General features: G+C 66.5%; 12 protein-coding genes. 8 read left to right on the forward strand and 4 right to left on the reverse strand.

What is annotated here, in order from left to right:
• Positions 1-94: 94 nt before the first annotated feature.
• From DIE03_RS17860 to DIE03_RS17880, 5 genes are all read left to right on the forward strand, one after another.
• Positions 95-1,453, forward strand: coding sequence for a Rieske 2Fe-2S domain-containing protein (locus DIE03_RS17860; protein ID WP_124452565.1), 1,359 nt, complete (start codon positions 95-97; stop codon positions 1,451-1,453).
• Positions 1,450-1,938: a benzoate 1,2-dioxygenase small subunit gene (benB, locus tag DIE03_RS17865; protein ID WP_124452567.1), complete on the forward strand. Its 489-nt coding sequence runs from the start codon at positions 1,450-1,452 to the stop codon at positions 1,936-1,938. Before DIE03_RS17860 ends, benB begins: the two co-directional genes overlap by 4 nt.
• A 40-nt stretch (positions 1,939-1,978) precedes the next feature.
• Positions 1,979-3,001, forward strand: coding sequence for a benzoate 1,2-dioxygenase electron transfer component BenC (gene benC, locus DIE03_RS17870; protein ID WP_124452569.1), 1,023 nt, complete (start codon positions 1,979-1,981; stop codon positions 2,999-3,001).
• Positions 2,998-3,774: a benzoate diol dehydrogenase BenD gene (gene benD, locus DIE03_RS17875; RefSeq protein ID WP_124452571.1), complete on the forward strand. Its 777-nt coding sequence runs from the start codon at positions 2,998-3,000 to the stop codon at positions 3,772-3,774. The genes benC and benD overlap by 4 nt, the downstream gene beginning before the upstream one ends.
• A gap of 98 nt (positions 3,775-3,872) precedes the next feature.
• Positions 3,873-4,271: a RidA family protein gene (locus DIE03_RS17880; protein ID WP_124452573.1), complete on the forward strand. Its 399-nt coding sequence runs from the start codon at positions 3,873-3,875 to the stop codon at positions 4,269-4,271.
• 48 nt (positions 4,272-4,319) lie between these two features.
• On the opposite strand, the gene DIE03_RS17885 is transcribed toward DIE03_RS17880, so the two are convergent.
• From DIE03_RS17885 to DIE03_RS17900, 4 genes are all read right to left on the reverse strand, one after another.
• Positions 4,320-5,126 (reverse strand): oxidoreductase, encoded by an 807-nt coding sequence (locus tag DIE03_RS17885; RefSeq protein WP_124452575.1) that lies wholly within the window; start codon positions 5,124-5,126, stop codon positions 4,320-4,322.
• A gap of 31 nt (positions 5,127-5,157) precedes the next feature.
• Positions 5,158-8,298, reverse strand: a complete 3,141-nt coding sequence (locus DIE03_RS17890) for an efflux RND transporter permease subunit (RefSeq protein ID WP_124452577.1) — start codon at positions 8,296-8,298, stop codon at positions 5,158-5,160.
• Positions 8,295-9,413 carry an efflux RND transporter periplasmic adaptor subunit gene (locus DIE03_RS17895; protein WP_124452579.1) on the reverse strand — a complete coding sequence of 373 codons (1,119 nt, stop codon included), beginning with the start codon at positions 9,411-9,413 and terminating at the stop codon, positions 8,295-8,297. Before DIE03_RS17895 ends, DIE03_RS17890 begins: the two co-directional genes overlap by 4 nt.
• Before the next feature lie 82 nt (positions 9,414-9,495).
• The gene (locus DIE03_RS17900) at positions 9,496-10,113 is read right to left on the reverse strand and encodes a TetR/AcrR family transcriptional regulator (protein ID WP_124452581.1); all 618 of its coding nucleotides are present in this window, start codon (positions 10,111-10,113) and stop codon (positions 9,496-9,498) included.
• A 77-nt stretch (positions 10,114-10,190) separates the two neighbouring features.
• Between DIE03_RS17900 and DIE03_RS17905 the strand changes: the two genes are divergently transcribed.
• The 3 genes from DIE03_RS17905 to DIE03_RS17915 all read left to right on the forward strand — a co-directional run bounded on the left by DIE03_RS17905 (position 10,191) and on the right by DIE03_RS17915 (position 12,468).
• Positions 10,191-11,651 (forward strand): efflux transporter outer membrane subunit, encoded by a 1,461-nt coding sequence (locus tag DIE03_RS17905; protein ID WP_124452583.1) that lies wholly within the window; start codon positions 10,191-10,193, stop codon positions 11,649-11,651.
• A gap of 152 nt (positions 11,652-11,803) precedes the next feature.
• Positions 11,804-12,100 carry a type II toxin-antitoxin system RelE/ParE family toxin gene (locus DIE03_RS17910; protein WP_185658178.1) on the forward strand — a complete coding sequence of 99 codons (297 nt, stop codon included), beginning with the start codon at positions 11,804-11,806 and terminating at the stop codon, positions 12,098-12,100.
• 2 nt (positions 12,101-12,102) lie between these two features.
• Positions 12,103-12,468 carry an addiction module antidote protein gene (locus DIE03_RS17915; RefSeq protein WP_124452587.1) on the forward strand — a complete coding sequence of 122 codons (366 nt, stop codon included), beginning with the start codon at positions 12,103-12,105 and terminating at the stop codon, positions 12,466-12,468.
• Positions 12,469-12,486: the final 18 nt, after the last annotated feature.

A 12,486-nucleotide genomic window follows, 5' to 3' on the forward strand; every position in this document is an offset into this window, starting at 1 on the left:
CATGCGCCGCCGCTGCCGGCCGGTCCCCCGAGATTCAACCGAAACCGATGCGAGCGTGCTTGCAGGACGCGGCACGCGCATGGGAGGAGTCAACATGTCCGCCACGATCGACCACACCAACGAGCTGGATCACCTGCTGGAAACCGCCGTGCAGGATGACAAGGAGAACGGAATTTTCCGTTGCCGCCGCGACATCTTCACGAACGTGGCACTGTACGAGCTCGAGATGAAGCACATCTTCGAGAGCAACTGGGTGTACCTAGCGCACGAAAGCCAGATTCCGGCCAACAACGACTACTACACGACGTGGATCGGCCGCCAGCCGATCGTGATCACGCGCGACAAGACCGGCGAGCTGCATGCGGTCATCAATGCGTGCGCGCACAAGGGCGCGATGCTGTGCCGCCGCAAGCACGGCAACAAGGGCAGCTTTACCTGCCCGTTCCACGGCTGGACCTTCTCGAACACCGGCAAGCTGCTGAAGGTGAAGGACGAGAAGACGACCGAGTATCCGGTGCAGTTCAACACGCATGGTTCGCACGACCTGAAGAAGGTCGCACGCTTCGCGAACTATCGCGGGTTCCTGTTCGGCAGCCTCAACGCCGACGTGCTGCCGCTCGAGGACTACCTCGGCGAAGCGCGCGTGATCATCGACCAGATCGTCGACCAGGCGCCGAACGGGCTCGAAGTGCTGCGCGGCAACTCGTCCTACATCTACGAAGGCAACTGGAAGATGCAGATGGAGAACGGCTGCGACGGCTACCACGTCAGCACCGTGCACTGGAACTACGCGGCGACGATGGGCCGCCGCAAGGAAGACGGCACCAAGGCTGTCGACGCGAACAGCTGGAGCAAGTCGGTCGCGGGCGTGTACGGGTTCGACAACGGCCACATCCTGCTGTGGACCAAGACGATGAATCCGGAAGTGCGGCCCGTGTACCAGCATCGTGACGAAATCAAGGCGCGCGTCGGCGACGTGCAGGCCGATTTCATCGTGAACCAGACGCGCAACCTGTGCGTGTACCCGAACGTGTTCCTGATGGACCAGTTCAGCACGCAGATCCGCGTGGTGCGGCCGCTCGATGTCGACAAGACCGAAGTCAGCATCTTCTGCTTCGCGCCGAAGGGCGAGAGCGAAACCGATCGCACGACGCGGATTCGCCAGTACGAGGATTTCTTCAACGTGACGGGCATGGGCACGGCCGACGACCTGGAAGAATTCCGCGCGTGCCAGGCCGGCTATGCGGGCATCACGGCGATGTGGAACGACCTGTCGCGCGGCGCGCCGCTGTGGGTACACGGGCCGGACGATAACGCGAAGAAGATGGGGCTGAACCCGCGCATCTCGGGCGAGCGCAGCGAGGACGAAGGGCTGTTCGTGTGCCAGCACGAACATTGGGTGAACGTGATGCGCGATGCGCTGAAGAAGGAACGCGGGGAGGTGGCGGCATGAGCTTCGATTACCGGACCATTTGCGCGGCGCTGTATCGCGAAGCGCGCCTGCTCGACGATCGTCAGTGGGACGAGTGGCTGACCTGCTACACGGAAGACGTCACGTACTGGATGCCCGCATGGGACGACGACGACCGACCGACCGACGATCACCAGAGCCAGATCTCGCTGATGTATTACCCGGACCGCGGCGGCCTCGAGGATCGCGTGTTCCGGATCAAGACCGAGCGCAGCGGCGCGTCGACGCCCGAGCCGCGTACCAGCCACAACGTGACGAACGTCGAGGTGCTGGCCGAGCGCGATGACGAAGTGGACGTGCGCTACAACTTTCACACGCTGAACCATCGCTACCGCGTGACCGATCACTTCTTCGGCACGATGTTCGTCACGTTGCGCCGGGCTGGCGATGCGCTGCTGATTTCGCACAAGAAGATCGTGCTGAAGAACGACTACATCCGGCAGGTGCTCGACGTGTATCACGTCTGACGCTCGTTGCCATGTCATGAAAGGAAGTGGAGGTGACGCCATGTCCAGCTACAAGATTGCACTGAATTTCGAGGACGGGGTAACCCGCTTCATCGATTGCAAGGCCGGCGAGAAGGTTCTCGACGCGGCCTTCCGCGCGAAGATCAACCTGCCGATGGATTGCTCCGACGGCGTATGCGGCACCTGCAAGTGCCGCGCCGAAAGCGGCAGCTACGACCTCGGCGACGACTACATCGACGACGCGCTCACCGAGGACGAGAAGGACGGCGGCCTCGTACTGACGTGCCAGATGGTGCCGCAGAGCGATTGCGTGATCGCGGTGCCGACCTCGTCGGTCGCGTGCAAGACCGGCCAGAGCGGCTTTGCCGCGACGGTCACGAAGGTCGAGCAGCACAACGATGCGGCCGTCGTGCTCGAACTCGACGTCGGCGCGGCCGCACCCGTGTTCCTGCCGGGGCAGTACGTGAACATCGACGTGCCCGCGAGCGGCCAGCACCGCTCGTATTCGTTCTCGTCGGCACCGGCCGACGCAAAGGTCAGCTTCCTGATCAAGAAGATTCCCGGCGGCGTGATGAGCACGTGGCTCGAATCGGCGCAGCCGGGCGACACGCTGCAGTTGCACGGCCCGCTCGGCAGCTTCTACCTGCGCGACGTGCAGCGGCCGCTGCTGTTCCTCGCCGGCGGCACGGGCCTCGCGCCGTTCCTGTCGATGCTCGAAGTGCTGGCGCGCAGCGGCTCGCAGCAGAAGGTGCACCTGATCTACGGCGTGACGCGCGATCTCGATCTCGTGCTGGTCGACGCGATCGAAGCGGTTGCGGCGAAACTGCCGAACTTCAGCTTTTCGACGGTCGTCGCGGATGCCGCGTCGAGCCATCCGCGCAAGGGCTGGGTCACGCAGCACATCCCGGCCGATGCGCTGAACGACGGCGATGTCGACGTGTACCTGTGCGGGCCGCCGCCGATGGTCGACGCGGTGCGCAAGTACTTCGACGACGAAGGCGTGAAGCCGAACAGCTTCCACTACGAGAAGTTCACCCCCAACGTCACGGCAAAGGCGGCATGACCATGCAACGATTCTCCGGCAAGGTCGTCGTCGTCACCGGCGCGGCACAGGGCATCGGCCGAGGCGTCGCGCTGCGCGCGGCGGCCGAGGGCGGCAGGGTGCTGTTCGTCGATCGTGCAGACTTCGTCGCCGAGGTGGCGGCCGAGGCGACCGGCGGCGAGACGGCCGGCTTCGTCGCCGATCTCGAAACCTACGAAGGCGCGCACGCGGCGATCGCGTACGCGGCGCAGGTGTTCGGCGGCATCGACATCCTGATCAACGGCGTCGGCGGCGCGATTCGCATGCGCCCGTTCGCCGAATTCGAGCCGGCGCAGATCGACGCGGAAATCCGCCGCTCGCTGATGCCGACACTCTATGCCTGTCACGCGGTGCTGCCGCACCTGCTCGCGCGCGGCGGCGGCACGATCGTCAACGTGTCGTCGAACGCGACGCGCGGGATCCGCCGCGTGCCGTACTCGGCGGCGAAAGGCGGCGTCAATGCATTGACGTCGGCGCTCGCGATGGAGTACGCGGAACACAACATTCGCGTCGTGGCCACCGCGCCCGGCGGCACGCAAGCGCCGCCGCGCCGCGTGCCGCGCAATGCGGCGGGCGACACCGAGCAGGAACAGGCGTGGATGGGCGAGGCCGTGCAGCAGGTGACTGACTCGTCGTATTTCAAGCGCTACGGCAGCCTCGACGAGCAGATCGCGCCGATCCTGTTCCTCGCGTCCGACGAGGCAAGCTACATCACCGGCACGGTGCTGCCGGTCGCGGGCGGCGATACGGGTTGAGCGGCGCGCCGCTTGCCATCGTTCATCGACAGACTTCATCGACAACCCTCATCGACAACCACACGGCCGGCGCGCCGACGCCGGCTACGGAGACATCCATGCGTGATCGCAAAGCCGTCGTTCCGGCGGGAATGGAAGCGGTGTACGAGAAAATCGGCTACGCGCCGGGCCTTCGGGTCGGCGACACGCTGTACGTGTCCGGCCAGATCGGCCGCGACGCGGCGATGCAGCTGGTCGAAGGCCGCGAAGCGCAGATCGTGCAGGCGTTCGAGAACCTGAAGCAGGTACTGGAAGCGGCCGGCACATCGTTCGACGACGTGGTCGACCTGACCACGTTCCATACCGACATGCGCGACCTGCCGCTCTTCATGCAGGTGCGCGACCGCTATCTCGGCGCGCATCCGAAGCCGGCATGGACGGCGGTCGGCGCGCACATGCTGGGCGGCTCGCCCGGCTATATCGTCGAGATCAAGGCGGTGGCGGTGCTGCGAGGCTGATCGACGGGCATCGCGCTTGCCGCCGATATCGCGTCATCTATCGTCCCGTCACCCGAGCCCGAATTTCTTCCGCAGGCTCGAATCGACCGGGCCGGCCGGCATGAAGCGCCGCAATTGGCGCAATAGCGATGCCTCGCCGTTCGGCGTGCGCCGCATCCGCCACGCGCCGAGCGCCGCGTCCACGATGGTGGCGGCGACGCCGTCGGGTTCGGGCGCGGCTTGCACGCCGTCGACGACAGCCTGCGACGCCAGCGCGCGTTCGCGGTCGTAGTCGGCGATCTTCGCGTTCGCGCGCGGCGCATTGACGTCGAGACTGGTGCGCGTAAACGACGGTTCGACCAGCGTCGCGCGGATGCCGAACTGGCGCACCTCGTGATCGAGCGTTTCGGTCAGCCCTTCGACCGCATGCTTGGACGCCGAATAGAGCCCCATGTACGGTGCCGGCAAGAAGCCGAGCACCGAACTCACGTTGACGATGCGTCCGCTGCGCCGTGCGCGCATGTGAGGCAGCACCGCCTGCACGGTGCGCACGATGCTGAAGACGTTGGTGTCGAACAGGGCGGCCGCTTCGTCCACCGACGTTTCTTCCACCGCGCCGATCAGGCTCGTGCCCGCGTTGTTGACGAGCACGTCGATACGCGCGGCTCGCTCGATGATCGTCTGGATTCCGGCGCGAACGGACGCATCGTCGCGCACGTCCATCTCGATCAGCTCGACGCCGGCGACGGGTGCCGTCCGGGCGATGCTGCGCACGGTGCCGAATACGCGACACCCGCGTCTGGCGAATTTTTCCGCGGCGGCGCGCCCGATGCCCGACGACACGCCGGTCACGACGACAACGATGGAGTTCGACATGGCTGTTTCCTTCGATGCGATGAATGGGGGGTCAATTACGCGCATCCAGCGCGGTCTGAAGTGCTGGTTCGGCAGGCAATGCCGGTTCATGCCGGCCGTGGCGCGCACCGGCGGAATGGCCCGGCCGGATCCTGTACCAGATCGCGTACATCGCCGGCAGGAACACCAGCGTGAGGACGGTTCCGGCGAACGTGCCGCCGATCAGCGTGTACGCGAGTGTGCCCCAGAACACCGAATGCGTGAGCGGAATGAACGCGAGCACGGCGGCCATGGCGGTCAGGATCACCGGGCGCGCCCGCTGCACGGTCGCTTCGACGACCGCATGGAACGGATCCAGTCCCGCCTGTTCGTTCTGATGGATCTGCCCGATCAGGATCAGCGTGTTGCGCATCAGGATCCCCGATAGTGCAATCAGGCCGACCAGCGCGTTGATGCCGAACGGCTGCCGGAACAGGATCAGCGTGGGCACCACGCCGATCAGCCCGAGCGGGCTCGTCAAGAACACCATCACCATCGCCGAGATCGAGCGCACCTGGAAGATGATGATGACGAGCGTGATCGCCAGCATGATCGGGAACAGCGGCAGCATCGCCGTCGTCGCCTTGCCCGATTCCTCGATGGAGCCCGCTTCCTCGATTCGATAACCGCTCGGCAACCTGGCCATGATCGGCTGCAGCTGCTTCGTGATTGCGGCCGATACGTCCGGCGGCTGCAAGCCGTCGGCGATGTCGCCGCGCACCGTGATCGTCGGCACGCGATCGCGCCAGCGCATGATCGGTTCCTCCATCCGCACGTCGACCTTGCCGACCTGCGACAGCGGAATGCGCTGCCCGTTCGCGCCGGCGAGCGTGAAGTCGTCGAGCCGCGCCGGGTCGAGCCGCGCGTCGCCGCCCGAACGCGCGATCACCTGCACGGTCCGGATATCCTCGCGCACCGCGGTGACGGGCACACCGGTGAGCAGGAACTGCAACTGCTGCGCGACCGCGCTGGACGTCAACCCGACGGCCTGCAGGCGATCCTGCTGCAACGTGAAGTGCAGCGTCGGCGCGCGCGTGCCCCAGTCGGCGTTGACGGTGCGCATCATCGGGCTGCCGGTCATCAGGTGCCGCACCTCGGCCGCGATGCCGCGCAACCTGTCGGGGTCGGGGCCGGTGATCCGATACGCCACCGGGAACGGCGAATACGGGCCGAACACGAGCTGCGTGACGCGCACGCGCGCTTCGGGCGTGAGGCCGTCGGCGACGGCGCGACGCAGCCGCGCTTTCAACGCGTCGCGCTCGTCCTGGCTGTCCGTGCGTACCACGATCTTCGCGAACGACGGATCGGGCAGCTCCGGTCCCATCGCCAGATAGAAGCGCGGCGCGCCCTGGCCGACGTACGTGGTGACGATCCTCGCTTCCTTCTGCCTGGCGAGCCACGCTTCGACCTTCGACGCGGCGGCGCTCGTCTGCGAAATCGACGTCCCGTACGGCATCTGCACCTCGACGAGGACCTCGGGGCGATCGGAGATCGGGAAGAACTGCTTCTTGACGACGGCCATCCCGAGAATGGCGAGTACAAACAGGCCGACGACGGACCCGGCAACCAGCCATTTGCGTGCAATCACGCGGGTCAGCAACCGGCGGAAGCGGTTGTAGCGCGGCGTATCGTAGATTGCATCGTGACCGCCTTCGATCTTCTTGAACTCGGGCAGCATCTTCACACCGAGGTACGGCGTGAACGCCACCGCGACGACCCACGATGCGATCAGCGCGATCCCGACGATCCAGAACATGTTGCTGGTGTATTCACCGGCGGTGGAGCGCGCGAAGCCGTTCGGCATGAAGCCGACCGCGGTCACCAGCGTGCCGGCCAGCATCGGCGCGGCCGTGTGGCTCCACGCGTAGGCCGACGCGGCCACGCGATCGTAGCCTTCCTCCATCTTCACGACCATCATTTCGATGGCAATGATGGCGTCGTCGACCAGCAGGCCGAGCGCGAGGATCAGCGAGCCGAGCGTGATGCGGTCGAAGTTCTTGCCGGTGGCGGCCATCACGACGAATACCGCGGCCAGCGTCAGCGGCACGGCCGCGGCGACGACGAGGCCCACGCGCCAGCCCATGCTGACGAAGCTCACCAGCATGACGACGAGCAGCGCGGCGAAGAACTTGACCATGAACTCGTCGACGGCCGAGCTGATGTTCACGGATTGATCGGTGACCTTGGTCAGGCTCATGCCGAGCGGCAGCCCCGCATTGATCGCGCCGACTTCGCGGTCCAGCGCGCGGCCGAGGTCGAGCCCGTTCCAGCCGTCGCGCATCACGATGCCCAGCAGCAGCGCGGGTTCGCCGTTGTTGCGGATCACGAACGTCGACGGATCTTCGTAGCCGCGCTCGACGGTGGCGATGTCCGACAGTTTCAGCGTGCGGCCCCGTGAGACGATCGGCGTGTCGCGAATCTTCTGCAGCTTGTCGAACGCGCCGTCGACGCGAATGAAGATCTCCGGCCCGCGCGTCTCGACGGAGCCGGCCGGCGTCAGCGCGTTCTGGCCGTTGAGCGCGGCGAACACTTCCTGCGGGCTCACGCCGAGCGTCGCGAGCCGCTCGTGCGACAGCTGGACGTAGATGCGCTCGGGCTGCTCGCCGATGATGTCGACCTTCTTCACGCCGGGCACGTGCAGCAGCCGCTGGCGCAGCGTTTCGGCGTCGCGCACCAGCAGGCGCTGCGGTTCGCCCCTGGCCTTCAGCGCGAACAGCCCGAACGTCACGTCCGCGTATTCGTCGTTGACCATCGGGCCGATCACGCCGGCCGGCAGATCGTTCGCCTCGTCGCCGATCTTCTTGCGCGCCTGGTAGAACTGCTCCTGTACCTCCGATGGCGGCGTGCTGTCGAGCAGCGTCAGCGTCGTGATCGCCAGGCCGGGACGCGTATAGGTCTCGGTGCGGTCGTACCAGCGCAGCTCCTGCATGCGCTTTTCGATCTTTTCGGCGACCTGATCGTGCATTTCCTGCGCGGTGGCGCCCGGCCACGCGGTGACGATGGTCATCACCTTGATCGTGAATGCCGGGTCTTCCGCGCGGCCCAGCTTGAAGAACGATACGAGCCCCGCGAGCGAAATCAGGCAGATCAGGAACAGCGTGATCGCACGCTCGCGCACGGCGAGCGCCGACAGGTTGAAGCGGCGTTCGCTCACGGCCGTACTCCTTCGTCCGCGACCGCGATGGCCTGCGCGGACACGCGGACCGGCTCGCCTTCGCGCAGCAGCTGCGCGCCGAGCGCGACGACGCGTTCGCCTTGCTTCAGCGCACCGGACACGCGCGCGCTGTCGTCGTCGAGATGCTCGACCTTGACCGGCCGCCACGCCACCTTGGCCGGTTCGCCGGCGACGATCCACACGCCGGGCCCTTTGCCCGCGTCCAGCAGCGCGCCGATCGGCACCTGCAGGCCGCCTTGCGATGCGGTGCGCGCGTCGTCCGGCAGGCGGATCGTGACGGTCGCGCCCAGCGGTGCGTTCGCCAGCGTGCCCTGCAGCACGTAGCGCGCTTCGAAAGTGCGGGTTCCCGGATCCGCGGTATCGGAAAGCTGGCGCAGCGTCGCGGGGACGCTGACGTCCGGCTTGCCGAACAGTCCGGCCTGCGCGACCGACCCGACCGCCGGGCGCAGGGTTTCGGGCAGCTGGATCACGGCCTCGCGGCTGCCCGCGTGCGCGAGTCGCACCACCGGCTGGCCGGCGCTGACGACCTGGCCGGGTTCCGCGAGCGTTTCCATCACGACGCCGTCGCCGTCCGCGACGAGGTCCGCATAGCCGGTCGCATTGCGCGCGACGTCGGCGTCGGCCTCGGCGGCGCTCAGCTGCGCCTTCGCCGCATCGGCTGCCGCCTTGACCTGGTCATAGGCCGATGCCGATATCGCGCCGGTGCCGCGCAGGTCGCGGTAGCGCGCTTCGTCCTCGGCGGTCTGCCGCGCGCGTGCCCGTGCGGCGGCCACCGCTTCGTCGCGTGCGCGCGCCGCCAGCTTCAGGTCGACGGGATCGATCCGCATCAGCGGCTGGCCGCGCCGGACGGTTTGCCCGGTATCGACGAGCCGCTCCAGCACCTTGCCGGGCACCCGGAAGCCGAGGTCGCTCTGCACGCGTGCGGCGACGATTCCGGTAAACGCGCGGGACGCGGGAACGGCCGCCTGCACGATGGCGGTACGCACGAGCGGCGCCTCCGTGCGCGGATCGGAAGGCGCTTTTCCGCTACAGGCGGCTAGCGCGAGGGGCAGTGCGGAAGCGACTGCGAAGAGAGCGAGGCGACGCCGAACCATGAAAGACCCAGTGACGAAGTGATCGGGGCTTTCATTGTGTATCTAGTGACCAATATAGTCAATGGTCACATGTGGTGACGCATCAGGGCGCGAGGCTGCGGAGAACGAGGCTGGACAGTTGAGCGGGCGCGGCGTCGGTGGTGTCGAGGTTGTACTGCAGCAGCAGCGGATTCAGGTACGGGCGCATCACCAGATAGATCGCCATCGCGGTTTCGTCCAGCGGCGTCTTGCGTTCGAACTCGCCGTTTTGCCGGCCTTCCTGCAGCACGTCCTGCAGCAGCTTCTGCACGCGCGCCTCGTAGGCCTGCACCGACGGCCAGTTTCCGGTGGCGGCCGACGCGGCGATGTCGTACAGCTTGCGGTCGCGGAAGAACAGCCGAAGGCTCGCTTCGGTAAAGACCTTGAACATCCGGCGCAGCTTTTCGGTGGGCAGCTCGGCCTCGGCGACGGCCGCGCGCACGTCCGTTTCGATCTCGTGCAGGCAGTTCGCGCAGATCATTTCCCCGATCGCCTGTTTCGACTCGAAGAACTTGTAGATATAGGCCTTCGAGAAGCCGATCGCCTTCGCGAGGTCCGACACGGTCGTCTTTTCATAGCCGTACCGGCTGAAGTGCTCGGTGGCGGCGGCCACGATCTGGTCGCGGACGTCGTGGTCGGCCGGGCCGCGCGCGGGCGCCGGGGAAGGGTCGATTTTTTTCATGGGCTGCAACAGACAGGAATGGACAACGAGTGACTATTTGGTATTATAGTCACAACCGGATTCTTGCTAATGCCCACATGCTACCCAAACCCATCGTTGCCGCGGCGCTGGCCGCCATCTTGTCGGCGGGGTGCGCCGTCGGTCCCGACTATGTGCGGCCGGAAGTGGCGATGCCGGAGCGGTTCCAGGGGCAGGGCGCCGTGGAGCAGCGCCACGCGGCTGCCGACGTCGACCTCGCGACGTGGTGGGCGGGTTTCGGCGATCCTCAACTGACGCGATTCGTCTCGCTCGCGCTCGCGCAGAACCTCGATCTGGCCCAGGCCGCGGCGCGCGTCGAGCAAGCGCGCGCGGGGCTCGGTGCGGCGAATGCCGCGCTGCTGCCGTCGGGTAACGTGAGCGGCCAGGCGGCGCGCGTCTACCAGTCGGTCGAGACACCGTTGGGGCGCGTGTTGAATGCGACGCCCGGTTTCGACCGTCACGGTAACGACTATGAGGCCGATTTCAACGCGAGCTGGGAGCTGGACGTATTCGGCGGATTGCGCCGCGGCCGCGAAGCGGCGCTCGCCGATTATCAGGCCTCCGAAGCGGCGGCGGTCGCGACGCGGCTCGCGGTCGCCGCGCAAACCGCCGACACCTACATCACGATTCGCGGGTTGCAGGGCCGCCTCGAAGTCGCACGGCACCAGGTGCAGACCGAGCAGGACCTGCTGTCGACCATCAATCTGCTCTATGGAAAGGGCCTCGCGGCGGAACTTCAGGTCAGGCAGGCCGAGGGCGCGCTCGCGCAGGTTCGCGCCACGGTGCCGGTGCTCGAAGCGGCGCTGGACGCGGCGATGAATGCGCTCGACGTGATGCTCGGCGCACAGCCCGGCACGCATCGCGCGGCATTGCTCGCCGGCGGCGAAGTTCCGGTCGCGCCGCGGATCGCGGCGACGGGCACGCCCGGTGAACTGCTCCGGCGCCGACCCGACCTGATCGTCGCCGAGCGGCGTGTGGCGGCATCGAACGCCCGCATCGGCGTGGCCATCGCCGAGTATTACCCGAAGTTCTCGCTGAGCGGACTGATCGGCAGCGCGACCACGATGGGCGCGGGCAATCTGTTTGCCGGCGGCGCGAACCAGGCGGCGGGCGTGCTCGGCCTGCGCTGGCGTCTGTTCGACTTCGGCCGGATCAATGCGCAAATCGCGCAGGCGAAAGGGCAGGATGCCGAAATGCTGGCCGCGTATCGGCTCGCGGCATTGCATGCGACCGAGGACGTCGAGAACGCGTTCTCGGCGCTCGTCAAGCGTGACGAGCAGGCGGCCGTTCTGGCCGACGGCGTCAATTCGCTTGGCCGCGCGAGGGCGGCGTCATTTGCGGCGTACCAGAAAGGCGTCGTGAGCCTGATCGAAGTGTTGCAGGCCGATGAAAGCCTGCTGCGCGCATCGGACGAGCGCGTGCAGGCACGAACCGAATCGGCGCGCGCGGCGGTCGCGGCGTTCAAGGCGCTCGGCGGTGGGTGGCAGGCGCCGGAAGCGCAGGCTGTTGCGAGCCGGTAGCGATAACTTCGGAACCTGATCGGTCGGACCGGACAAGCGTCGAATGATTGCGATGCCCGGCGCCGTGCCCAGTGCGCGTCCACGGTGCCTGCGGATCTGATGAGCAACGCGGAGCAGTAGTCGAATTGTCCCCCATGAGTTACAATCGATTCATGTTCAAAGTCCTGACCACCCCCCAATTCGACAAATGGCTTGACGGCCTTCGCGACCCGGTCGGCAGCGCCGCGATCAGCCTGCGCCTCGAGCGGGCAAAGCTCGGCAACCTTGGCCAGTGGCGTACCATCGGCGATGGCGTCAATGAAATGAAGATCGACGTAGGGCCGGGGTATCGGGCCTACTTCGTGCGGCGCGGAAAGATCATCGTCGTGGTGTTGTGTGGCGGGGACAAGTCGACGCAGAAGAAGGACATCAAGACGGCGAAGCAAATCGCCGCCGAACTGGAGGATTGAATATGAAAATCAGCGAACTGGCCGAATTCGATGGCTCGAAGTACCTGAAGGATGAGGAAGCGATTCGTCACTATCTGGCGCAGGCGTTCGAAGACGGGGATCCTCGACTGATCCAGGCCGCGCTCGGGAACGTCGCGAAGGCGCGTGGCATGACGGCGCTGGCGCGGGAGTCCGGTGTGAAGCGTGAAGCGCTCTACCGTGCGTTGTCGGAGGGTGGGAACGCGGAGTTTGCAACGATCATGAAGGTTGTCGCCGCGTTGGGATTGCATCTGACCGTTGCGCCGACCACGCAGACCGCCGAAGCCGCACCCGCGCCTGAACCGACTTCGCGCGCGCGCTCGCACGCACGTGCGGCGGCCCACGGATGATGTCCTCAAGGGGCTGCA

Source organism: Burkholderia sp. Bp8992 (genome assembly GCF_003853705.1).
In the GTDB taxonomy this organism is placed as follows: Bacteria; Pseudomonadota; Gammaproteobacteria; order Burkholderiales; family Burkholderiaceae; genus Burkholderia.